The 22320-nt window shown below is 62.7% G+C and carries 20 protein-coding genes and 2 CRISPR repeat arrays; of the genes, 17 read left to right on the plus strand and 3 right to left on the minus strand.

Annotation, left to right across the window (positions count from 1 at the left end; genetic code table 11):
• The first annotated feature begins 1 nt into the window (after window position 1).
• From cas1e to ACED18_RS20080, 3 genes are all read left to right on the plus strand, one after another.
• Window positions 2-982 carry a type I-E CRISPR-associated endonuclease Cas1e gene (cas1e, locus tag ACED18_RS20070; protein ID WP_377295377.1) on the plus strand — a complete coding sequence of 327 codons (981 nt, stop codon included), beginning with the start codon at window positions 2-4 and terminating at the stop codon, window positions 980-982.
• The gene (cas2e, locus tag ACED18_RS20075; protein WP_377295378.1) at window positions 982-1299 is read left to right on the plus strand and encodes a type I-E CRISPR-associated endoribonuclease Cas2e; all 318 of its coding nucleotides are present in this window, start codon (window positions 982-984) and stop codon (window positions 1297-1299) included. The genes cas1e and cas2e overlap by 1 nt, the downstream gene beginning before the upstream one ends.
• 44 nt (window positions 1300-1343) lie before the next feature.
• Window positions 1344-5153: a CRISPR direct-repeat array (repeat unit 28 nt; unit sequence GGTTCCCCCACAGGCGTGGGGATAGACC).
• Window positions 5154-5160: 7 nt separating this feature from the next.
• Complete coding sequence (locus ACED18_RS20080; RefSeq protein ID WP_377295399.1) at window positions 5161-5424, plus strand: hypothetical protein; 264 nt, start codon at window positions 5161-5163, stop codon at window positions 5422-5424.
• Between the two features lie 86 nt (window positions 5425-5510).
• On the opposite strand, the gene ACED18_RS20085 is transcribed toward ACED18_RS20080, so the two are convergent.
• Together ACED18_RS20085 and ACED18_RS20090 are read right to left on the minus strand one after the other, a co-directional pair.
• Window positions 5511-6404, minus strand: a complete 894-nt coding sequence (locus ACED18_RS20085) for a hypothetical protein (RefSeq protein ID WP_377295379.1) — start codon at window positions 6402-6404, stop codon at window positions 5511-5513.
• Window positions 6405-7081: 677 nt separating this feature from the next.
• Window positions 7082-8350, minus strand: coding sequence for a hypothetical protein (locus tag ACED18_RS20090; protein WP_377295380.1), 1269 nt, complete (start codon window positions 8348-8350; stop codon window positions 7082-7084).
• A gap of 108 nt (window positions 8351-8458) precedes the next feature.
• Between ACED18_RS20090 and ACED18_RS20095 the strand changes: the two genes are divergently transcribed.
• The 5 genes from ACED18_RS20095 (at window position 8459) to ACED18_RS20115 (ending at window position 12194) form a co-directional block, all read left to right on the plus strand.
• A complete protein-coding gene (locus ACED18_RS20095; RefSeq protein ID WP_377295381.1) occupies window positions 8459-8860 on the plus strand; it encodes a hypothetical protein in 402 nt (133 codons plus the stop codon).
• Between the two features lie 226 nt (window positions 8861-9086).
• A complete protein-coding gene (locus ACED18_RS20100; RefSeq protein ID WP_377295382.1) occupies window positions 9087-9530 on the plus strand; it encodes a hypothetical protein in 444 nt (147 codons plus the stop codon).
• 842 nt (window positions 9531-10372) lie between these two features.
• Window positions 10373-10819 (plus strand): DUF2293 domain-containing protein, encoded by a 447-nt coding sequence (locus ACED18_RS20105; RefSeq protein ID WP_377295383.1) that lies wholly within the window; start codon window positions 10373-10375, stop codon window positions 10817-10819.
• A gap of 59 nt (window positions 10820-10878) precedes the next feature.
• Complete coding sequence (locus tag ACED18_RS20110) at window positions 10879-11577, plus strand: hypothetical protein (protein WP_377295384.1); 699 nt, start codon at window positions 10879-10881, stop codon at window positions 11575-11577.
• 233 nt (window positions 11578-11810) lie between these two features.
• Complete coding sequence (locus ACED18_RS20115) at window positions 11811-12194, plus strand: hypothetical protein (RefSeq protein WP_377295385.1); 384 nt, start codon at window positions 11811-11813, stop codon at window positions 12192-12194.
• An 81-nt stretch (window positions 12195-12275) separates the two neighbouring features.
• Here ACED18_RS20115 and ACED18_RS20120 read toward each other — a convergent pair whose 3' ends face one another.
• On the minus strand, window positions 12276-12740 hold the full coding sequence (locus ACED18_RS20120) for a phage regulatory CII family protein (protein WP_377295386.1): 465 nt from the start codon (window positions 12738-12740) through the stop codon (window positions 12276-12278).
• A 175-nt stretch (window positions 12741-12915) separates the two neighbouring features.
• Between ACED18_RS20120 and ACED18_RS20125 the strand changes: the two genes are divergently transcribed.
• The 9 genes from ACED18_RS20125 to ACED18_RS20165 all read left to right on the plus strand — a co-directional run bounded on the left by ACED18_RS20125 (window position 12916) and on the right by ACED18_RS20165 (window position 21833).
• On the plus strand, window positions 12916-13143 hold the full coding sequence (locus ACED18_RS20125; protein ID WP_377295387.1) for a hypothetical protein: 228 nt from the start codon (window positions 12916-12918) through the stop codon (window positions 13141-13143).
• 163 nt (window positions 13144-13306) lie between these two features.
• Complete coding sequence (cmr1, locus tag ACED18_RS20130; RefSeq protein ID WP_377295388.1) at window positions 13307-14686, plus strand: type III-B CRISPR module RAMP protein Cmr1; 1380 nt, start codon at window positions 13307-13309, stop codon at window positions 14684-14686.
• Window positions 14686-16704, plus strand: a complete 2019-nt coding sequence (locus tag ACED18_RS20135; RefSeq protein WP_377295389.1) for a type III-B CRISPR-associated protein Cas10/Cmr2 — start codon at window positions 14686-14688, stop codon at window positions 16702-16704. Before cmr1 ends, ACED18_RS20135 begins: the two co-directional genes overlap by 1 nt.
• A 2-nt stretch (window positions 16705-16706) precedes the next feature.
• Entirely contained in the window at window positions 16707-17813 is a 1107-nt protein-coding gene (locus ACED18_RS20140; protein WP_377295390.1) for a type III-B CRISPR module-associated Cmr3 family protein, read from the plus strand.
• 12 nt (window positions 17814-17825) lie between these two features.
• On the plus strand, window positions 17826-18701 hold the full coding sequence (cmr4, locus tag ACED18_RS20145; RefSeq protein WP_377295391.1) for a type III-B CRISPR module RAMP protein Cmr4: 876 nt from the start codon (window positions 17826-17828) through the stop codon (window positions 18699-18701).
• A complete protein-coding gene (locus ACED18_RS20150; RefSeq protein WP_377295392.1) occupies window positions 18694-19143 on the plus strand; it encodes a type III-B CRISPR module-associated protein Cmr5 in 450 nt (149 codons plus the stop codon). The genes cmr4 and ACED18_RS20150 overlap by 8 nt, the downstream gene beginning before the upstream one ends.
• Window positions 19140-20294, plus strand: a complete 1155-nt coding sequence (gene cmr6 / locus ACED18_RS20155) for a type III-B CRISPR module RAMP protein Cmr6 (protein WP_377295393.1) — start codon at window positions 19140-19142, stop codon at window positions 20292-20294. The genes ACED18_RS20150 and cmr6 overlap by 4 nt, the downstream gene beginning before the upstream one ends.
• Entirely contained in the window at window positions 20291-20599 is a 309-nt protein-coding gene (gene csx16 / locus ACED18_RS20160; RefSeq protein WP_377295394.1) for a CRISPR-associated protein Csx16, read from the plus strand. Before cmr6 ends, csx16 begins: the two co-directional genes overlap by 4 nt.
• On the plus strand, window positions 20589-21833 hold the full coding sequence (locus tag ACED18_RS20165) for a hypothetical protein (RefSeq protein WP_377295395.1): 1245 nt from the start codon (window positions 20589-20591) through the stop codon (window positions 21831-21833). The genes csx16 and ACED18_RS20165 overlap by 11 nt, the downstream gene beginning before the upstream one ends.
• A 100-nt stretch (window positions 21834-21933) precedes the next feature.
• Window positions 21934-22319: a CRISPR direct-repeat array (repeat unit 35 nt; unit sequence GTTTCTATCCCAGCCAGTGGCTGGGGTCTGCATGC).
• The last annotated feature ends 1 nt before the right edge of the window (window position 22320 follow it).

A 22320-nucleotide genomic window follows, 5' to 3' on the forward strand; every position in this document is an offset into this window, starting at 1 on the left:
CATGCTAATCGGCCGCCTTGGCCTGGAAAAGGCGCGCATCCCCCACTCCGACCGGCACGGCCTCGTCTGGCTCGACCGCGGGCGGCTGGAGTTGGAGGACGGGTGCCTGCGTTTCGTAACGGCCGGCGGCGGAGAGCTTGCGCCCGGCAACTACCAGATCCCGCATCAGGGCCTGTCGATCATCCTCCTCGGCCCGGGCTCCAGCGTCACGCATGATGCGCTGAGGCTTCTTGCCCGGCATGGCTGCGCGCTGGCAGCGATCGGCGAAGGGGCCGTTCGCTTCTACACCGCACCGCCGCTGATGCCGGATACGTCGGCGCTGGCGCGCGAGCAGGTGCGCCGCTGGGCAGACCCGAAAGCCCGCATGGAGGTGGCCCGCGCCATGTATGCGATCCGCTTCGACGAGATCGTGCCCACCCGCGACATCGAGGTGCTGCGCGGCCAGGAGGGCGCGCGCATCAAGCGCAGCTACCAGCTCGCCGCCGAGCGGCACGGCGTGCCCTGGAAGGGCCGTAACTACGACCGGACCAACCCCAATGCCGGCGATCTTCCCAATCAGGCGATCAACCACGCGGCCAGCGCCATGCGCGCCGCCGCTGCCGTGGCCGTCGCCAGCACGGCAACCATTCCCCAGCTCGGCTTCGTGCACGAGGATTCCGGCCAGTCCTTCGTGCTCGATGTCGCCGATCTCTATCGGCACGACGTGACGCTCGACATCGCCTTCGGCGCCGCCAGGGAGGCGATGAAGACGGGGGAGCCCGTGGAACGCCTGACGCGCCGGCGCGCCGCCCGGCTCTTTCGCCAGCGGGATGTCATCGCCTCCATGATCGACCGGATCAAGCTTCTGGTGGGTCAGGACGCGGAAGAGGACGACGTCCAAGGCGCTTTGAACGCTGGACGCGTCGTCGGCAGCCAAAGCGTCAGGACGAAGCAAGCCAGCGACGAAGATGCCGACACCGCAGGACCTGAGGATTTCGACTGATGCCGATGGTGGTGATCCTGACGCGCGACGTGGAAGACCGCTACCGCGGCTTTCTTGGCTCGGCCATGCTGGAGCTTTCCGCCGGCGTCTACGCCCATCCGCGCATGAGCGCTGGCGTGCGCGGCCGCATCTGGTCGGTGCTCGCAGACTGGCACAGCCAGCTCCAGCGCGGCAGCATCGTGATGACCTACGCCGACAGTGCAGCCAATGGCGGCCTCGGCCTCTCCACCCTTGGCGAACCACCCCGACAGATCGTGCCCCACGACGCCATGCTCCTCGTCCGCCGTCCCCTTGCCACCGGTGACACCAACCGTTGACCGCTCTTTGACATCGTAGCGTTTTCAGCTATTTAAGAGGCAGAGGTTCCCCCACAGGCGTGGGGATAGACCCGTCTCGAACAAGCGCCTCGGCGACCATGCCTAGGTTCCCCCACAGGCGTGGGGATAGACCTTGGGCTACGACCAATTTTGCGTCAGGCTCGCTGGTTCCCCCACAGGCGTGGGGATAGACCCTGTGCTGCCCGGTCGAATAGCTCGACCCCGAAGGTTCCCCCACAGGCGTGGGGATAGACCCCACCAAAGGCAGGAGAATGAAGCCGATAGCCTGGTTCCCCCACAGGCGTGGGGATAGACCCGATGCACTCCTCGTGGAAGGCTCCGTAGACGGGGTTCCCCCACAGGCGTGGGGATAGACCCCACCACGGCCCTTGCCTCCTGCTCTGTCCATCGGTTCCCCCACAGGCGTGGGGATAGACCCCGCCGTTGCCACGACGCCAATGCCCGAAAAGCGGTTCCCCCACAGGCGTGGGGATAGACCCGTTCATTCCCATCGGGGTTGTCGTCCACGCCGGGTTCCCCCACAGGCGTGGGGATAGACCCGGCATCAGTCGTTCTGCCAGTTCACCCGCGCCGGTTCCCCCACAGGCGTGGGGATAGACCCTGATCCCGAGCCGCTTTCTGTCGGCTCCTTGCGGTTCCCCCACAGGCGTGGGGATAGACCCGGGCATGACCAGCATTTCCGGCCTGTGGCAGGGGTTCCCCCACAGGCGTGGGGATAGACCCCCATTCGGCCAGACGGTGGTTTCCATCAGGTAGGTTCCCCCACAGGCGTGGGGATAGACCCGGCACGGAGCGCGCGGCGCTGTGGACGATCATGGTTCCCCCACAGGCGTGGGGATAGACCCTGCTTGGCGAGGCCGATGCGCAGGGCCCCGATGGTTCCCCCACAGGCGTGGGGATAGACCGTGATCCTGGCGGGCATGCCGCAGGAGGCGCCAGGTTCCCCCACAGGCGTGGGGATAGACCCAAGGCGGCCGCCGAGACGTTCTCCTCGCTCGGGGTTCCCCCACAGGCGTGGGGATAGACCCCGCACCGCAAGCGCGCTCGCGACCGCGTGGGAGGTTCCCCCACAGGCGTGGGGATAGACCCGCTTCGCGCACCCAAAGCCGATCGCCGACCTGGGTTCCCCCACAGGCGTGGGGATAGACCCTTTGGCGCGCCGGGGCAGAAGACGGATTATATGGTTCCCCCACAGGCGTGGGGATAGACCCTTAAAGTGCGCCCCATCTCCCGCGACTTCCGAGGTTCCCCCACAGGCGTGGGGATAGACCTGGGACCGGCAGACGAACGACCCGCACGGGCCCGGTTCCCCCACAGGCGTGGGGATAGCCCCCCCGGGATAGGCGATACGGTGACCGGCATGAGGTTCCCCCACAGGCGTGGGGATCGACCCCGAGGGAAACGACCGTTGCCGCGCCGCCGACTGGTTCCCCCACAGGCGTGGGGATAGACCCTACGAATATCAGTCCACGGAAATTTCCCGCCTGGTTCCCCCACAGGCGTGGGGATAGACCATGTCAACCACGGCCCCCGACGCGCGCTTCACGGGTTCCCCCACAGGCGTGGGGATAGACCCTGACCGCCCTTCTCACCCGCAAGGCCCCCGCCGGTTCCCCCACAGGCGTGGGGATAGACCCCACAGACTGGAGCCTCGCGGATGACCATGCCCGGTTCCCCCACAGGCGTGGGGATAGACCCGAAGCGCTGGCCGAGCGCTTGAACGCGCACCCGGTTCCCCCACAGGCGTGGGGATAGACCCTACGAATATCAGTCCACGGAAATTTCCCGCCTGGTTCCCCCACAGGCGTGGGGATAGACCCGTACTGGACGAAATCCCCGCCGAGGAAAGCGGGGTTCCCCCACAGGCGTGGGGATAGACCCGTCGAAGACGAGGCGATGCTTGCGCTTCTGGCGGTTCCCCCACAGGCGTGGGGATAGACCCCGACAGAGGCCAGCCCCGGAAATCCGAAACGAGGTTCCCCCACAGGCGTGGGGATAGACCCGTCGAAGACGAGGCGATGCTTGCGCTTCTGGCGGTTCCCCCACAGGCGTGGGGATAGACCCCGACAGAGGCCAGCCCCGGAAATCCGAAACGAGGTTCCCCCACAGGCGTGGGGATAGACCGCTTGTGATCAGCTTCTTGCCGCTCTGCCTCCAGGTTCCCCCACAGGCGTAGGGATAGACCCGTCACGCGCACATGGACGGATAGCGCCTATGCGGTTCCCCCACAGGCGTGGGGATAGACCCTCGTAGCGGTCCTGCCAGTCAGAAGCGCCAACGGTTCCCCCACAGGCGTGGGGATAGACCCCTCTATCAGATCCATCTCAGCCTGAAGTCGCCGGTTCCCCCACAGGCGTGGGGATAGACCCTGATCGACACCTTGACGGGCCGCATCTGATCGGGTTCCCCCACAGGCGTGGGGATAGACCCGGCCACCCGCTGTCATACCAGAGGACGGACGGGGTTCCCCCACAGGCGTGGGGATAGACCCTGCTCTTCAGTGAGCGCCCCTGTGGCGAGGACGGTTCCCCCACAGGCGTGGGGATAGACCCGCCGCAGAAGCCGCCGCTCTAGCGGGTTGCTGGGTTCCCCCACAGGCGTGGGGATAGACCCTGCGCTTCAGTGAGCGCCCCTGTGGCGAGGACGGTTCCCCCACAGGCGTGGGGATAGACCCGCCGCAGAAGCCGCCGCTCTAGCGGTTTGCTGGGTTCCCCCACAGGCGTGGGGATAGACCCTCCGCCCTCGGCCGTGGTCTTGACCTTGGCGTGGTTCCCCCACAGGCGTGGGGATAGACCCAGCAGGGCAGACCCCATGAGCATCTCCTCAGGGGTTCCCCCACAGGCGTGGGGATAGACCCGGCTCGATCACCCGTTCCGCCTCCGCAAGCCTGGTTCCCCCACAGGCGTGGGGATAGACCCGCAGCCGGGATGTGGAAATCACGGCAATTCGAGGTTCCCCCACAGGCGTGGGGATAGACCCCCCGCGGCCACGCTTGCAACCCTTTCATCAGCGGTTCCCCCACAGGCGTGGGGATAGACCCGGCAGAGAATGCAGGTCCGCGCGATGGCGGTAGGTTCCCCCACAGGCGTGGGGATAGACCCCCCGCGGCCACGCTTGCAACCCTTTCATCAGCGGTTCCCCCACAGGCGTGGGGATAGACCCGGCAGAGAATGCAGGTCCGCGCGATGGCGGTAGGTTCCCCCACAGGCGTGGGGATAGACCCCATGTTCAAGCGCGCCAAGGAAGCATCCGGAAGGTTCCCCCACAGGCGTGGGGATAGACCCCAGGCAGGGGAAGATCGATGACCACCCATGAGGGTTCCCCCACAGGCGTGGGGATAGACCCTGCAGCGTCAGCAGCAGGCAGCGGGACAGGCAGGTTCCCCCACAGGCGTGGGGATAGACCCCACCCCGTCAGGCCGGCAGGATCAAGCGTTTGGGTTCCCCCACAGGCGTGGGGATAGACCCTATCTCCGGTCTCGCGCATCAGCCATCCGCTCGGTTCCCCCACAGGCGTGGGGATAGACCCCCGTCCTCATTTTCTGGCAGCACAGTAGGACTGGTTCCCCCACAGGCGTGGGGATAGACCCCGCAGGCGGGAGATCCGGGCGGCGCGCCCGATGGTTCCCCCACAGGCGTGGGGATAGACCCGATGCCCAAGCGCGTCTGGCAGCCTCTCAGGCGGTTCCCCCACAGGCGTGGGGGTAGACCCGAAGATCAGGAAGCCAATGAAGACAAGAACCGGGTTCCCCCACAGGCGTGGGGATAGACCCTGGGGCATCATGGGTATCGGCGACAGCGTGCCGGATCTCCCACAGGCGTGGGGATAGACCCGCCACGGCTGCAGGAAATGCTGGCGCCCGTCGGAGACTACAACCCCGACTGGGCCATCTCGTTCCGGCAAGGATCGGTCCACCACATCTATTTCGTGGCGGAGACGAAAGGCACCTTATCGTCCCTCAAGCTGCGCGATCTCGAAAACAAGAAAATCGAATGTGCACGGCGCTTCTTCGAGAAGATCAGGAGTTGCGCCGCCGCCGACAAGGTCAGCTACGACGTTGTCACCGATTACGCGAGACTGATGGATGTCGTCAGGCGGGCATGAAAGAAATCCGATGGGCCGATGGGACACGCGCGGCGCTGGCATCTGAGATGACGTCCACAGATGGAAATGCGCCGCGCTTGGCCAGGTCAGCCAGGCGAATGTTCGACCTTCAGCATTTCCAGCCGAAACTGGTCCATATCAGCGCTTTCGATGAATGACCGGAGAACGGTAAACTCCCCGCCGAGCTGTCGCCGGAGAAACTCAGCGGCGGAAACGGCTGCTTGCGTCGGCGACAAAGTGCCTGCTTCATGGCTCGCCGCACTCCCGCCAGGCTCTGCCGTCGTCTTGTCGCCTTTGACCTTGCTTGGTGTCGTCTGACTTGGGACGGTCGAAGACGAGTTGCCGGAATGATCGGAAGGCACCGGGGTCCGCAATTTCTCCTGCGTCTCCGTTTGCTCGTCGGCTTCACGTTCAGTCGCAATCCCACCCATTGCCCCGCCGCCCCTCGCCCTTCGGATCCGCGTCTCAACTTCCTTCTTCGTCGGCACCGCACCCGCGTTGATTTCGTCCACCACCGCGGTTCGGACTGCGTCCGGCGTTGCCTTGGCCGCGAGCTTGTAAACGGTGGCCGGCGGCAGGATCTCGACGACTTTCGGGGCGGCGGCGAACTTCTCGGCGACGTTGATGTAGTTCCAGGCCGTCGACTTCGACATGTCGAACTCCAGCTTCAGCCACCGATCGAACTGGCCAGGAAGGCTGTCCTTGATCTGGATCAGTTCAAGGCCGGTCTGAATGATGCCGGCACGGACAGTTGCCTCGCGCGCCTTGATGCGGGCGGCCGTTGCCTTCAGATCGGCGGCCGCGTCAGGATTCAACGAAAGGTAAAAGGCTTCGCATTCGCGGGCCGCCGGCGAGACGTGCGGCACAGTGATCTCGACCCTCGGGCACGTCGGGCCTTCATCAGAAGCGACCATTGAAAGATCGAAAGCTGCGAGCGCGCGATCAACCGCGACCATGACTTCAAAATCGACTGGGTTCATTTCGTCCTCCTGGTTCTGTCCACCCGTTGGACAGGGACGAAGCGGCACCAAGACGCTGTCCCTGCTACGGGGACGTCCCATTGCTCACACGCCAACATGAATATCAACAGCCCCGCCGTAGAATTCCTCCAAGTCATTGATTCTTTACCGCAGGATTGTTCAGCGCGTTCCGGGCGCGGCGCCTGTGAAAAGCGTCTCCCAGTCTTGCGGTAGGCGCCAGGCGCTGCTCGACACACGTCCTGTGCAGGTTTTTCCCGAACGCCATCGACGCGGCGGCGGCGGCAACTCGCTTATTTCCCGGCCCTGCGTCTAGGTCGTGCCTTGTCCGCCTGATAACTTGCTTCTTAAGCGCCTCCTCCCCTACCTGCCCCCATCTCCCCTACGTACTCCAACGACCGACAATACTCAGAAGCCAGCGGTAGCCGGCGCCGCCAACCACGACCTGTCCCTACCCACTGCCAGCGACCACAAGCCATCAGCAGCAAGCAATGGGCCAGCGCTTTAAAGCTGTTGCAGCCGGCGGCAAGCGCGAGCAACTTGTCGCTGCAACAGGCAAGGTCTGCAAAGTGATGGTCCATTGCTTGCAACAGCTTTAAGGGTGTTGCGACATCGGCTCCTCCTCCGACGGCACCTCATTCTTGTGGCATCCCCGGACATAGACAGGTCGCGGCCGCCGCTTACCGTTTCATCTCAGCCTCTATCCGCCTCTGCAGGCCGGCAAGAGCACGCTCGACGGCCCGCGCCAGGTCTTGATAGGCAACCAGCGTTCCATATGCTCCGGCGCCCGTTCTCGGCCTTCCGGGTATCCTGGAGCCACGATTGAGATGCCAGTTCTTCAACCGTGGGCGATGGAGGCGTGCCATCTCATCCCTTGCATCCTCCCGGATCTGGACACCGAGCACGCCGGCATTCAGGAAGCGCTGCCGTCCAAGATCATCAACGGCATTCCGGATCGCAGGCATGAATGTTTCCCTGGACTTGATCCTCTTCGCTGCGAACGTCGGCTTCATGAACTGGAAGAACATCTTCTGCATTCGCGTGAACCTGAAGGCGCCGAGAGCATCGAACGTCCCCAATCCAGCCTTCCGGCAACCCTCAGGGCCAAGAGAGACTTCGATCCGGATCCGCTTCTCCGCCTCGCTCAGGATCTGCTGCGTTCCCGCCTTGAGATTCTGCTTGTCGATGACCTTGTTTTGGATGCGCCAGGAGGCCAGTGGATCGTCTTTTCGTCCGACATACACCGTTGCATCGTAGAACGGCGATCGATCGTGTCCCGGCGTCATACGGGCCATGAGATCACCTTCCGGATCGCCCTCCCGACGCGCGACGATGTAGTCGATCTTCCTGCCGCGCCTCCGGCCAGGAAAGGCCCGCGGCCACTGCTCGGGCTCCTTCAGGAAGGACGTCGTCGGAAAGAAGTGCCTGACCAGGACACCGTGGAGCCGCGCCCTTGCCTCCTCGCTTGGTCGCAGCGGATAGGCGTCAATGCACACCTCGATACCGACCACGAGCGCCGGCGCGGCAAATCCATACTCGGACCGGATATCCGTCAACACGCCCCTAAGCTGCCCGAAGTCAGGCTCCTGCACCCGCAGGCGGTAGCGCGTCGCTGTTCCACCAGGCCCGACGTCCAGCGCCTCCGGATATTCCTTCCGGCCCGTGAGCGCCTCGATCCGGTCGTTCAGGTGCCAGTGCTGCGACGGCCGGCCAAGTTCAAACTCGACATCGACCCAATCGACCACAGAAGCCCACCGGTAAGCGCCAAGCTCAATCCGCGGCCCGACCACAGTCCGGCCGAGCAAGCGCGCCTGTGAGCCCCTGAGAGTCTCCTCGACGTATTCCAGCGTCACGGGATCGCGAAGCTCCCGGTCCCGATGAAGAATGACAGTGTGAGTGGCGATCATCTTTCTGTCCGGTTCGACGCGAGCCGTCACCAGGCCGCTCATGCGGCTGTTCCACCACCGCCGGAAAAATGTCCATGGCTCGAGCGGATTTTTTTACGTCACATCAGCATCTCCACGACGCCAGCGCTATAACGGAAGTCATGAATAAAAATGAAGTTCCGCAATGACCACTTCCGGCATCCCATCGACCGCGCAACGGCTCACGGCATCCTCTCCGGCCCGGAAAGGACGCTGCCACACCGGCAGCCCTTAGCAAGAGGAAACGAACAGATGCACCCGATGAAAAATGAGAGACTGATGATCACCGCCGCAAACGACAATGATCCGTTCTGGAGGTATGAAGCCGGTGATGACTTCATCGCTCCGGATGCCGAGGAATGCGCCTTCATCTTCGCGCCTGAGGTAGCAGATCGTCTCGGGCTGACCTGCCGCAAGGTGTCCTACGGTTTGCTGGACTACCTGCTGGATGGGCAAGTTGCACCGGAAGACGAGGCCGCCTCGGAGCATGTCATCGCCCTTATGGACAGGCATGCCGGCCCAGGCTGGCAGTGAGGACGATCACCCCGGTCGCCAGGGTGGCCGCAGCCCGGCCGCGTGAGCGCAAGCCACGCTGAGGATAAAAAAAATGGCTGCGGCGCCGACAATCTTCTGCATCGCGGACGAGAACGCGCTATAAAGTAAGTATAAGAAAAGGAACGAAGAAATGCACGCGATCGAAACACGCCTCCTGATCATATAGGCCCGGCTTGTCGCCGGACCTTCATTGAAGGAGACGAATATGACTGAATTTGAGAATGTTGCTGGAAACGAGGGCTGCTACTCCTTCGACTACCCGCAGGAGATTGCAGCAAGGACCGGTGTCCACGGCATGACGCTGCCGAAGCGGGAGCTCTACCTGGCACTCTCCCGTGACAAGGAAAAGGACGACCCGAAGACCGCAGCGTTCTTCCGGGAGTTGGCCTCCCACTATCCTGACTACGACGCCTGGGGTTACCACATCGACCGGGACGGCAGGGGCACCATGCTGGTCGACTTTGACGACTGGGATGACCTCACCGCCGCGCAGCAGCGGCTGCGCGGTAACCGTTGCTCAGCCATCGCTCTCCTTGACCGGCTGCGCTTCCACCTTGAGACGATGGATGACGATGTCTCCCGTAAGCAGGAGGTCGACACGATCCGGCATACGCTCAACGAGCTCGTCGAGCCCCTCTCGATGAGGTGACCGAAAGCGGGTGCGGCGGTCCTCCGCCGCACTCCTTCAGCCAGGGACCGGGATGGCAGGTTTCAAGCGAACCAGGCGCGGAAGACAAGGCGCCGGCGCTCCGCCTGTCCTCCACGGTCGAGTGCTCCATGTATTCCGGTGATGCGAGTGGATCGGTCCAGTGACAGCACGCAGCGCTCTTCCAGAGACTCTCCTACGGCCCTCGGCCACACGCGAAAGATCACTGATCGAATATGTTTTCGACGCTGGCCAGCAAGGGTTTCCGAAGATGCGGCAAACTGGCAGACGTCGACAAGCGGATACACCGGCGGTTGTTCTACCGCTCCCTCCGGAAAGTTTGATATTGCTTGCGGTATCTCCCGCTCTACGAGCCCTCACGAAAGTTGACAGCATCGGAAAAACAGCGATTTCCACATCAAAACGACAACTTTTTGGAAAGCTCCGACAACATTTCGTTGCCTTTGCTGGTCCGCTCGATCAATATATGTCAACGTTCTGACCGAGAAATGTTGACGGACGGCGAGAATGACCCGGGCGAAAGTTGACAGCGTCAACGGGAACGTCAACCATATAGATCGCCCCAAGGTTGCATTGACTTTACATGGGAGGTTCCGCGCCCGGAAGTCGGTGGCACCATAAGGCATCCCCATCGACGTTCCTCGGAAACCCTAGGACTTCGTGTCCACGACCAGGACAGCTCCATCTGTTGCGTCCGGAGCACATACGCGAAAATTATTTTTGCAAACGTCGACTTACCCACAGAAAACAGACACTTAAGCGTTTGCTTAAGTGACCATCAGTGTGATCGTTAGTGGGCTCCATGCAACACGCAGGAGCACATCATGGTCAAATACAGTTACGAAGACGTCGCCCAGCATCTCAGGAAAGAACACCCTGGTTGCCCGGAATTCGCCCTCAACTACTTCGCGACTTCCATCAGTGAGCGCGAGTGGCGCAACGCCAGCCTCGGCATGGCTGTCGGCATAACCCTGCAGACCTATCTGCGGCACAACCTCACCGAATACGAGACCCTCCTGCTCATCGGCGTGGACCGCGAAGAAGCACTGCGCCGCGTCCAGCCGCGTGTCGCAGCAATGCTGAAGACGTGGAAGCGCAAGCGGCGAAAGAAGCGGCGCTCCAAGGCTTCGAGCACACAGGCGCGGCGAGACGCAGACGCTCCCCCCTCGACAGACGAGCGCCAGGACACCGGCATGCTCGACGAGCAGCAACTGAGCGGCAGGGTGACCAACTCGCCCACAGATAGCCGTCGTGAGGAGGACCAGCAATGAGGTCATCCCGCCCACCCCACCCGGCGCGCTGCAAATTGGTGTCCGTTCTGCGGCTGCGCATGAGCGAGATGAATCTGACCGGTGCGGAACTTAGAACGCTCAGCGGCTACACGCCCGGTCCGGCCATGATGCAACTGCTCCGGGGCAACGCACCGCTACATCCACGGCATGTGCCGCGTCTTGCCGAATGCCTGGAGATCGCGCCAGAGCAGCTCATGCTTCTTGCAGCGGCATCCGCCATGCACCCGGAAGATGCCACGCATTTTGAGGCATTGACGCCGACGGAAGAGGAGCTGTGCCTTCTACAGGCCCACAGGCGCGCCCGTGAGAGAGCCGATGATGCTGGCCGCCAATCAGATGCATTCCGGGCACCATTGGCCCCATGGGATCTCATGGCCTGGTCGGCTGAACAGATGGCGCATTGGATACGGGCAGTGTTCGGTATGCCCACCGCCAACGCCGAGCTGGTGCCGCCCGTGGTCAGTTCAGTCAACCTCCACCTTCGCTTGCTGATCCGGCTTGCACTCAACGACAGGGAGTTTGAGCCGAGCCGATGGGATGACGTGCCGGAGGAAACGATCGAGCTGCTTGAGGCCGTGGTCGCCGGAACCCGCCTCCTGCCGATCGAGATGGTTGCTGACCTGGCACCGCTCTTGAGGATACCCCGCACGGATCTCCTGGTGCTGGCGATCGAGCAATTTCACGGGAGGGCCGGCAGCGAGGTTGTCGCAAAGATCCTTGCCGAGACGCCGGAATAGAGCCTGCCCCCGGGCCGTGCAACGGGCTGCCTCTTATAAGCCGGCATACCCTCGGTCCCGCCAAACGCAGCCATTCCCCGCTGGCGCCTGGCCCCGCCCTCAAGGCGGCCTGGTGCCATCAGTCCTGCTGTCGAAGCCCGTCGCACGTGCTGCACTCCCCTTCGAGCGCCACAACGATCCCACGTGGGCAACGCTATAAATCAGACATCAACAACTGACGAAAAGAGACACACATGAACAACACCGATTTGCGTAGCGCGATCCTCGAAGCCGCCACCGCGGCGGGTATCGACCTTGCCTCCCCCGCCGCCAATCAGCCCGGCATTGCCACCGTCCTGGCACGCGTCATCGAAGACGAGGCAAAGCTTCCGCTCGATCGCGTGGACGACGCCGCTGCATTCCTTGGCTGCGAGGCGGACAGGTTGATGCTGCCTGCGCTGCGTCTGTTCTTCAGTGATGATGCCATCGCGCTGATCGAACGGGCGCTGCCGCCTGCGCTGACGCCGGCAGAAGAAGCCTGGCTGAAGGTGATCCGTGCGGCGGCCGCTGGCGCAGTCCCGCCACCCACGCGGTTCGCCCGCAATATGGTCCGAGCGATGCTCGCCCAGAAGGACTGAGCCGCCAAGGCGCAGATGCCGTCGGTGCCGCAAATCCCGGACGCTGCGCGAGGACCATCTCGCTCGTCATGTTGCGTACAGTCAGATGACAGCGCGCACGTGCTCGCGCAGCGTCAGCAGGGCGCGCTCGGCCACCTCGATTTCCTGCTGGATGACCAGGGCCTCGCGGTGGTCAATGCGCTTGTCCTTGAAGGCATGATCGACGGCCTCCAGCACGTCGGCGGCCTCGATGAGGATGCGGTGGGTGGCCCGGGTGATCTCCTGCTCGGGATCGTCAAGCCCGTCCTCGACCCGCTCGACGGCAACGAGATTGCTGTGGCGCAGCAGATAGCCGACCAGGCGCGGATCGGGAACGCAGGCAATCAGCGCGGCGATTTCATCGGCGGTGAAGTGCGTACGACCATTCACGCGCGCATAGAGCGCATCGTAACCCATGCCGAGCGCTGCCGCTGCCCGCTCCAGCGCAACGATCTTTTCGACCACCACAACCTGGTAGACGATCTGCGCAAAGGAGCGGCCGCGATCGAGCCTGATCTTCTGTTCCATTCGAACCCCGGCATAAACACGCTGACCTATGGTTGCCGCAGCTTGCGCGTGTCGTAAAGCCCGATTTTCAAGAGGGTCACTGCGGCTTGGCCTCAATTCGTACAATGCGCTTTGCGCGACAGTTGCCGGCGCTGTCCCTATGACATCCGCATCACTCGAACGCATGGAGGTTTCGATGATCTTCTTTCTTCTCGTCCTTCTGTTCCTCGGCATTGCGCTCGGCAAGATCGGCCTTGCCGCGCTTGTCGTGGTGCCGGTGGCGATCGCTGCCGTGATCGGGCTGTTCTCCTTCTTCGCCATGCTCGGCGGCGTCGAGGGCGCCGGCCAGCTCTTCGGCATCTGCGCGCTGATTACGGCCGCGTTTTTCGGCGGGTGCTATCTGTTCGGGAAGATGCAGGAGTGAGGAACATGGGCAAAGGACACTCCATGAAAGGCGCGAGGTCGATCGAATCCATACAAGATTATGCAACTATAAGAATCAGCAGGCAATTCCTAATTTTTTCTTTTACACCCGTTGCTAAAACAGATTCTCAACCATACGCTGATCTTGTGACCAGCACTGGGGGATGATGGTGGCAACAAGATTGTCAGTTGAATTCGACCTTGTAACCCCGATGTTCCTTGGAGGCGCGGAACAGGAGGCGACGCGCTTTCGCGAGGCAAGCCTCAAGGGGGCGTTGTGCTTCTGGTGGCGCGTCCTGAATTATGGAAAGTACTGCGCGGGGGCGGCGCCAGATACACGAGAATACAACGAGGCAATCCGAGCATTCCGTGCCCGTGAAACGGCGGTCTTCGGAGGACCTGGCAAGCAGTCGTCTTTCCTTCTGAAAACAACGTCTTCTCTCAGCTCAAACCGAATCGTGGAGGCTGGCACAGTTCTCAGCAAGACTGGTGAGGCGATCCAAGCACCCAGGCTGGTAGGCGCAGACCACTGCGATCCCAACACAATCGGGCCGGGCGCACGCTACCTCGCTTACGGGCTCGTGGACGCCGCGAGCGTGAGGAAGGACAATCAACAGAATTGGACAGTTGCGAACGCAAAATCCATTGCGGGACGTCTCGTAAGACCCTGCATCCGGCAGAATACCCGCCTCGCCTTCAATATTCTGATGCGAGATGCTCAACCTGATATCAATCAGGAGTTGATCGATGTCATCAAGGCACTGGGTCTGCTCGGAGGCCTTGGCGCACGGGTCAGGCGGGGGCTGGGAAGCCTTAGCCTTCGCACACTCGACGGGGAGGACATGCAGATTTCGTCGCTGGCGGACTACCAAAAGGCGATTGAACAGCATTTCGGCCTGAGAAAGCGGCATGCGTTCAAGGACGCGCAGATCACTGCCCTGTCGAAAGATTCGATGATCTCGATCAGCAAAGAAGAAAAAGCCAATCCGCTTGATGTCCTCAACGACGTTGGCGAAGCCATGCAGCTTTACCGCGCCTGGGGATTCAAGGGCCAGCAGCACCCCCACCACATGATCAACGGCGTCAAAGCCGAACAAAATTTCAGAGACGACCACGACTGGTCGAAGGGCAGCCGCCCGGGACATGTTCCACTCCGGACGGCGTTCGGCCTTCCGCATGCCTACAAGTCCGGCGCACGTGTCAGCGGACCGCGTGTGACAGATGAGCCCCCCTATGACCGCCGGGCGAGTCCGCTCTTCATTCACATTCACAAGCTCGGTGACGATCGCTTTTGCGCCGCGCTTTCACTCCTGCCTGCACAGTTTCTTCCAAAAGTTGAACACACGACAGGCAGACCGAAAGCTGTGGCGGTCGAAACCAAAGTGTCCAACCGGGCGACAAACCTCGCCTACGACTTCGAGCGAGATGGCTTACCAGTCCTCGAGCACTTCCTGTCACAGGAATCACCACCAAAGGGTGACAAGCCCTTCAGCAAGAAGGGTCCCTACCTCAAACTCCGTCCAATCTTTTCGAGGGAAGGCTGATGACGCGCATTCTGCATTTCAGCCTGGGACCGGTCCAGGGCTTCATCGCCGATGCACGGCGCACGCGCGATCTGTGGGCCGGATCCTTCCTCCTGTCGTGGCTCTCGGGCAAGGCAATGGAAGCGCTCATCGCAAAGGGCGGGACGATCATCTTTCCGGATATCGCGGGGGACGACATCTTCCGGGCCATCTGCGCAAGTTCGTCCGGCAAAAAAGTGCCGGAAGCGCCCTTCGTCGGATCCCTGCCGAACCGGTTCAAGGCTGATGTCAGCGCTGTCTCGGGCGACGCTGGCAAGATCTGCGTGTCGGCGATTGAAAATGCCTGGAAGGCGCTTTCCGAGGCAATCTGGACGCAGTTCATCGAGCCCGTCGCCGACAAAGGGCTTGGGACGCGCGCGATCTGGGATCGGCAGATCCTGTCCTTCTGGCAGACCGCCTGGGTCGCGGGAGACGATGGGCAGGACGATGTCACATGGCTCGACCAGCGCAAGAACTGGCGCGACGAGTTGCAGTTCATCGACGGCACCGCCAGCGAAGAAGGCGGCGACCTTTGCGTGTTGATGGGCAATTACCAGGAGATATCAGGGTATAGCCGGCTGAAGAACAGGGTCGATCAGGATGCGTTCTATGCCGCGCTGCGCGAAAAGACCTATCAACACAGCGACTCTCGTCGGCGGCTCGGCGAACTGAATATTGGCACGTCGGAACGCCTTTGCGCCATCGCGCTGGTCAAGCGGCTCTTTCCGCTGCTGGATGATCTTGAGGAGGCTGACATCCTCGGCTGGCGGCCGGGAGGCGATGCGGTCAATGTCGTCAACTGGCCGTCGGTGAGCTATATGGCCGCCCTTCCCTGGCTGCAATGGGCCGAGCGATCGACCACCGAGACGGAGCGTGAGCGTTTTGTCGACAGCGTGCGTCAATCCCTCGGACAAAGTGAAAGCGGCTTCTTCGGGGAAACCACGACCCAGCTGTTCGGCCTGCCCAAGACGAAGTTCTTTGCCCTTGACGGTCACCTTCTGCACCGGGACGGGCTGATCACATGGCCGCTGACGCCCACCGGCGAGCGTGGCAATCTTCTGGCTGCCTACGATCACCTGACCCGCGACACGCCGGAGCGGCAGGGGCTGAGCCCCACCGAGTTCTACGCCCTGCTTCTGATGGACGGCGACCGCATCGGGGAACATGTCGGAACGCATTCCGATGTCATCAAGGACGGGCTTTCGCGTTTCACCCGTGCGGTCAAGGACTACTTCGCGCCGGGCAAGGGCGCAAACCCGTCGGACGGCGCGCTGATCTACGCCGGCGGCGACGACGTGCTGGCGCTGCTGCCGCTGGATACCGCACTTGATGCGGCGCGCGCCTTGCGCAGGGCCTATCAGGAGGCGTTTCACGCGGCGATGGCGTCATCGAAGCTTGAAAAGGCCGATTTCACGATTTCAGGCACGATCGTGATCGCGCAGTACAAGATCGCCTTGCGCACGGTGCTGGATACCGCGCATCATTATCTCGATAAGATCGCCAAGAAGGCCAACGGGCGTGACAGTCTGTCCCTTGCCGTTTTGAAACCCGGTGGCATTGCCGTGGACTGGACGACAACGTGGGATCCGGTGCAGGAAGCGGAGCCGAATCCGATCGACTGTCTCCTCGAGGTCGCGCGCGCGCCACATCAGTATTCGACCGGATTTCTCTATAATGTCCGGTCGAGATACGCCCCGCTTACCGACCAGTCTCTCTCAGAACAGGAGGCTCGGAAGGCGGAGGGTTTACTTTTCTCCCGTCGCAACGTCGTGCGTGCCCTGCTTTCGGCGGAATACAGGAAGCAACCCCGGCGTTCGGACCTGCCCGCGGAGGCGGTTGACGCCGCGGTCAAGCCCCTTCTTCACATCGGCTTTACGCCGTTTCGCCAGAAAAACGAGAAACATGTCTCGGCTAGCTACCAGTTCGATAGCGCGATTCTGGCGCATTTCCTCGGCGCAGAAAGCCTGTGGAACGGGACGACGGGAAAGCGAGGCGATTGACCATGACGTCATCCGTTCGACACCTGATCTTCGAGGCCATTGACAGCTTGATGTTTCGCGATGGCCGTCCGTTCAACCAGGCCGACGAGGGTGCGAGCCGGGCCGTCAGCGTGTTCCCGCCGCATCCGCCCAGCCTGGTCGGGGCTGCCCGCGTCGCACTCTGGTCGCTGATCGATCCGCAGCGCAAGACCTGGAACCCGTCAAGGCTCGGAGACGGAACCGACTGGCGCCGAGCCGGTTGCCTCGGGCCTCTCGCCTTCTCCGCGCCCACGGTCCTGCGCGCAGGTCAGCCGCTCTATCGCATCCCCTTTCATGTCATGGAAGGCAAGGGCGCCGCTGGCGATACACTTGTCCGCCTGGCGCCCGGAAAGGGACGAACCTGCGATCTCGGATCCGATGTCCAACTGCCATCGGCCACGAGCGACGTCGTCGGAATTAAACCGATCGAAAGCCGGTGGGTGACATCGGCGGGGATGGCCAAAATTGCTTCGGGGGCCTTGCCGGCGAAGGACGATGTGATCGAGACAGATCATCTGTGGGCGATGGAAACGCGCGTGGGCATCGGTATCGACGCAACGGCCAGATCCGTCACCCCGGGTGCGCTCTACACGGCAACCCACGTCCGCATGGCAAGAGATGTGTCGATCGGGCTTGCCATGACCGGCTGGGACACCGACGGCGACGCGGCGAACGGCATCGAAACGCTCGACGTTCTCCAGCCTTTCGGGGGCGAGCATCGCATGGCGAGCGTCTCCGTGTCGGCGGATGGGTGGTCGGCCCCGAAAAGGTCGCTGTCCCCGGCAAACAATCGCTACTGCGTCATCCTCACCTCCTCTTTCGTGCCTGAAGCGGCGCTGGAGCCCGGTGGGCGGCTGGGGGATCTGCCCGGCACGATCGTCAGCGCCTGCCTTGGCAAGGCGGTGCCGATTGGCGGCTGGGATTCAAAGGCCCGGCAGCCGATCCCCCTGCGCCGGGCCATACCGGCGGGATCGGTTTTCTTCATGAAACTCGAAGAAGGCGAGGCCGTGCCGCCGGACAGCCCCATCGGCGCCGGGCTAGGAATGGGCGCCGCATGGGGCTTTGGCCAGTATCTTATTGGATCATGGTGACGGAGATCAGTGGTGAGCAAGACTCTTGAAGCGACGATCCTGTCGCTGGTTGCAGAAACCCATATTCATGTCGGGACCGGACAATCCGCCGGCGCCCTCGACCTGCCGGTGGCGCGGGAGCGGGCGACAAGCTACCCCTTCGTGCCGGGTTCCGGTGTCAAGGGTGCGCTGAGGGTCTGGTCGGGTGAAAAAGCTCAGTTCGGCCAGAGCGCCATCGACCGCCTTTTCGGGCCGAAAGGCGCCGGGGGTGCGGATGCCGGGGACGACCTGCAGGCCGGCAACCTGCTCGTTTCCGATGCACGCCTGCTGCTGCTTCCGGTGCGCTCGCTCACGGATGCCTTCAAATGGGTCACCTGCCCGGCGCTGCTGGATCGCTTCTGGCGGGATATGCGGCGCGCCGGCCTTGAAGGGCTTCCGGCACTGCCTTCGATATCGGTGGAATCCGGCACCTATCTGGGTGCGGCAACCAGGGACGCGACGATCGGGCTTGAAGAGCGGGAGTTCTCCCACGGCGGCGACATTCCCGCGGACACCCTCGATTTCCTGAAGACGCACGTGCTGCAGGCGGCGGCAGGCTTTGTCGACCGCCGCCTGATCCTTCTGTCGGACGATAACTTCACATTTTTCGCGCGCTATGCGCTTCCGGTGATGACGCGCAACGTGCTGGGCGACGACAAGATCAGCAGCAACCTCTGGCATGAAGAGAGCCTGGCGCCCGACACGGTGCTCTATCTGCTGCTGGGAGAGCGGCGGGCCGATGCTGTCAGCCTCCTTCGCGCGGCGATCGGGAAGCAGCCATACATTCAGATGGGCGGAAACGAGACCATCGGCCAGGGCTGGTTCCGGGCAGCCTTCGTCACCGGCCCGGCAGGAGGCAGCAATGCCTGATGCAAAACCCCAAACCAAACCGTCCCTTGACCAGAAGCGCGCGCTGCATGCGCTCGCACGCATCGAGAGCCGCCAGACGGAAAAAGATGCTCCCGCTAGCTACGGGAAATACGTTTCCTATGTGAAGGGCCTCCCGGCCACGATCATCCAGAGCGGGTTTGGCCAGGCGCTGGCGATGCTCAACGCGGGCAGCAAGCCCGGGCATCGCGCCCTTTTTGCCGATGTCGCCGACTGGCTCTGCGATGGCTGGACCTCGGGACCCGTCCGCCAAAGTTTACCGCCGATGCCCACCGATCCGCAGGAACGCGCCAAGCGGATTTTTCAGACCATCATGACGGATGAAAAAACGTATCTGCAGGTGCAGGCCGAAACCATGGCCTATCTGGAATGGCTGAAGAAGTTCGCTGTCGCCTTTCTGCGGGATGAGGGAGGGGCCGAATGAGCATGCCTCTTCCGCCCCGCAAGGCCGACATCAATCTGCGCCAGATCAATCGGGGTCTATATTTTTCGAAGTTCTTCGATCTCTGGGAACCAGGCTTTGACAAGATCACGCCGGCCTCTGGCGGGGAGAACGAGACCTACGGCGGCAAGATGAGCTGGGTTCTGGCGCAGTTCCGAGAGCGGCCGAAAACGGGTCTCTACCCGACGGGTGCGCGCAAGGACGTCGCCACGTTTCCGAGCGGGGATGCCGGGGAGATCAAGGCAGCCGTCTCGCGCCTCAGCACACTGGTGGAGGCGATCAAGGGGGAAGCAAGGGCCTATGAGACGACGGGGCGGCTGGTCACCGGAACGGGGATCGAGCACCCGATCGAAAACGGCATGCTCTTTCACCACACGCTCGGGATTCCCTACCTGCCCGGTTCTTCCATTAAGGGGATGATGCGTGCCTATGCGCGGCTGTGGGCTAAAAAGGAGTCCTCCGAGATCGGTCGGCTGTTCGGCCCCGTCAATGCCAGGGACGAGCCCGAGGGCGTCGGCAGCGTGATCGTCTTCGACGCATTGCCCACGCAGCCGGTGCAACTCGTGGCCGAGATCATCACCCCGCATATCGGGGACTGGCGGCTGAGTGAGAGGCCGGAGAGGCATCAGCCGGGCGACTGGGTCAGCCCCAATCCGATCCCTTTCCTCGCCGTGAAGGAAAACACCGAATTCCTGTTTGCCATCGCGCCGCGCGGCGAAGGCGATGTCGACGATGTAGGCAGGGCGTTCACGCTGCTGTCGGAAGCGCTGGACTGGATCGGCGCGGGCGCGAAAACGGCGATCGGTTTCGGGCGGATGGAGAATCGTGAGGAACGGGCCGCCCGTGCACAGGCGGAGCGTATTCGTATGCAAGACGAGCTTCGTATAAGGCAGGAACTGGAGAAGCAGATGCGGGAAGCGGAAGAACTTGCCGCCAGACAGATGGCCGATGCCTGGGTTCCGGCGGTTGGCGAGGTCGTCGATTACGGAGGTGACGATATTCGCGTCATCTCCAAGCTGTTTGACAATGGTGACTTCGAGGCGACGCTCCCGAACGGTTCAAGACCGGTGCTGACGGACAAGAATGAATGTAAGCGCCTCGCGACCTCCTGGGCGGAATACAGCAAGAAATGACCGAATACTTCATCTCCCGTCATCCCGGCGCGGTGGATTGGGCGCGGAACCTCGGGATCACGGCGCACCATCTCAGGCATCTCGATCCGGCGATCATCACCTCCGGTGACGTTGTGATGGGAACACTGCCGATCCATCTGGCCGCCACCGTCTGCGCGGCGGGCGCCCAGTTCCTGTTTCTGGCGCTGGACCTCCCGGAAGACCTGCGCGACGGGCGGGAATTGTCAGCAGACGAGCTGCGCCGGGCGCATGCGCGGCTGGAGGAATATGTGGTCAAACGCGTGGGGAATGTCGATGAGGGATGAACAGGGCCGCGACGGTGGACGGCAGGAAAGGCGGGAGAACCCGAACCGCGAGGCGCATCTCGCCCTCAAGGCGCTGCAAAGCGTCGGCGGATTGAACTGGAAGACCATCTGCTGGTTTGTCGGGCTCGTCGTGATCGTGAACCTCATCAGCACCATGATCGAGCCGCTGATCCTGCCGATTCTGGATGGCCTTTGGACGCTTGCGAGCAGTCTGGCGAGAAGTCTGGGTCTCTGGGCGGTGGAGTCGTATCCGGGCGCAGGCGCCATTTCGGCCTCGCCTGCGGCACCTGTCGCCGATCCGGCGGTCGACAGCCCCTTCGGCCTGCTGGTCCTGCGCTTCGGCTTGCTGCTCTTTGTGTTTCTTGCCATCGTTTGGAAGTTGCGTCGGCTCGCGGCGCGCGATCTTAGCGAAATGCGGCCTGTCGTGCATTTCGGTCCGCCGAACAATGCCCGCGTCGTGACCATGTTCCTCAGCGTGCCCGGCCATATGCAGACGGCGGAGCAGGCGCAGGCGGGCATGGACGCCTACAAGGACGAGGTCATGGCGATGGCCCGGCATGTCCGCCTTCTCACTGACGCGGACTCCAGCCGCCGCATCGTCCAGCAACGCTCCGCACTGGCCGGCGAAAACGTGCCTCCCCCGGATAGAGACACGGTCCGCAAGGCTGCCTACGCCGTGACGGGGCTGGACAACGATGCCGGGCGCCGGGATGCGATCTCGGCGCGTTTCAGCGCGCGCAATTTCAACTGGCGCATGAATATCGAGGCGCTGCGCCCCCACATTCTCGGCAATTCGCGGCTGCGGCGCATCATCGTGATCCCGTCCCTGCCGGTCGGTGCCGCCAGCATCGGCTCGATCGACGTCATGCCCGTCTTCCGCGATTTTCTCGGCGAGTTCCTGAAACATCACGACATGGGCGATGTGCGGGTGATGACGCCGGACGAACTGGAAATCCCGGGCTACCGGACCGGCATGCGGCTGCCGCAGGCCGTTCAATACGAGAGCATGCCCGACCTCGTGGAGATCCTCTACCGCGTCAATACCCACTTTCTCACCGTCCATGGCTACCGGGACGAGGATATCCTTGTCGACATCACCTCCGGAAAGGCCCTGTGCAGCGCCGCCGGCATGGCTTTCGCCACGCTGGTCGATCGGCGTCACGTGCAATATGTGGACACCAACACCTTTGCGGTGCGCAGCTACGATGTGACCCACGACGTCGATCGCGCCTGACGCCTGACCGCCAGCCAAGGCCCAACCGACAGTTCCGGCGCACACAGCCGGCCCTCCCCGTCAGCGTGGAGGGCCGGATCTGTGATTTGCACTGGCCGGATGGCGACCCTCAGCGGGTGGCTGGGGTCTGTATGCAGCTACGGCCTAGGCGTGGCGAACCTTGCCACGGGGTTTCTATCCCAGCCAGTGGCTGGGGTCTGCATGCAGAAGATGTTCGAGTTCAACGGCGACACCCCGACGTTTCTATCCCAGCCAGTGGCTGGGGTCTGCATGCAGAAGACGAGGAAGTCTGCGGCGACCTCGCCGATCAGGAGTTTCTATCCCAGCCAGTGGCTGGGGTCTGCATGCAGATGTCCGCATCTGCGGCATCGATGGAGGCCCAGGTTTCTATCCCAGCCAGTGGCTGGGGTCTGCATGCAGCCGCCCGGCCGGAACTGGCGAAGAAGATCGCGTTTCTATCCCAGCCAGTGGCTGGGGTCTGCATGCA

The sequence above is a fragment of the Rhizobium sp. SG2393 genome (assembly GCF_042610495.1).
Classification (GTDB): Bacteria; Pseudomonadota; Alphaproteobacteria; order Rhizobiales; family Rhizobiaceae; genus RU20A.

Excerpts from the sequence above, each read along its gene's own strand:
- ACED18_RS20120 (WP_377295386.1), bottom strand. The coding sequence starts at position 12,740 with ATGGAACAGAAGATCAGGCTCGATCGCGGCCGCTCCTTTGCGCAGATC.
- ACED18_RS20100 (WP_377295382.1), top strand. The coding sequence starts at position 9,087 with ATGACTGAATTTGAGAATGTTGCTGGAAACGAGGGCTGCTACTCCTTC.
- ACED18_RS20115 (WP_377295385.1), top strand. The coding sequence starts at position 11,811 with ATGAACAACACCGATTTGCGTAGCGCGATCCTCGAAGCCGCCACCGCG.
- ACED18_RS20085 (WP_377295379.1), bottom strand. The coding sequence starts at position 6,404 with ATGAACCCAGTCGATTTTGAAGTCATGGTCGCGGTTGATCGCGCGCTC.
- ACED18_RS20090 (WP_377295380.1), bottom strand. The coding sequence starts at position 8,350 with ATGAGCGGCCTGGTGACGGCTCGCGTCGAACCGGACAGAAAGATGATC.
- ACED18_RS20140 (WP_377295390.1), top strand. The coding sequence starts at position 16,707 with ATGACGTCATCCGTTCGACACCTGATCTTCGAGGCCATTGACAGCTTG.
- ACED18_RS20135 (WP_377295389.1), top strand. The coding sequence starts at position 14,686 with ATGACGCGCATTCTGCATTTCAGCCTGGGACCGGTCCAGGGCTTCATC.
- ACED18_RS20110 (WP_377295384.1), top strand. The coding sequence starts at position 10,879 with ATGAGCGAGATGAATCTGACCGGTGCGGAACTTAGAACGCTCAGCGGC.
- ACED18_RS20150 (WP_377295392.1), top strand. The coding sequence starts at position 18,694 with ATGCCTGATGCAAAACCCCAAACCAAACCGTCCCTTGACCAGAAGCGC.
- cas2e (WP_377295378.1), top strand. The coding sequence starts at position 982 with ATGCCGATGGTGGTGATCCTGACGCGCGACGTGGAAGACCGCTACCGC.
- ACED18_RS20105 (WP_377295383.1), top strand. The coding sequence starts at position 10,373 with ATGGTCAAATACAGTTACGAAGACGTCGCCCAGCATCTCAGGAAAGAA.
- ACED18_RS20095 (WP_377295381.1), top strand. The coding sequence starts at position 8,459 with ATGAAGTTCCGCAATGACCACTTCCGGCATCCCATCGACCGCGCAACG.
- ACED18_RS20125 (WP_377295387.1), top strand. The coding sequence starts at position 12,916 with ATGATCTTCTTTCTTCTCGTCCTTCTGTTCCTCGGCATTGCGCTCGGC.
- cmr1 (WP_377295388.1), top strand. The coding sequence starts at position 13,307 with ATGATGGTGGCAACAAGATTGTCAGTTGAATTCGACCTTGTAACCCCG.
- ACED18_RS20165 (WP_377295395.1), top strand. The coding sequence starts at position 20,589 with ATGAGGGATGAACAGGGCCGCGACGGTGGACGGCAGGAAAGGCGGGAG.
- cas1e (WP_377295377.1), top strand. The coding sequence starts at position 2 with ATGCTAATCGGCCGCCTTGGCCTGGAAAAGGCGCGCATCCCCCACTCC.
- csx16 (WP_377295394.1), top strand. The coding sequence starts at position 20,291 with ATGACCGAATACTTCATCTCCCGTCATCCCGGCGCGGTGGATTGGGCG.
- cmr6 (WP_377295393.1), top strand. The coding sequence starts at position 19,140 with ATGAGCATGCCTCTTCCGCCCCGCAAGGCCGACATCAATCTGCGCCAG.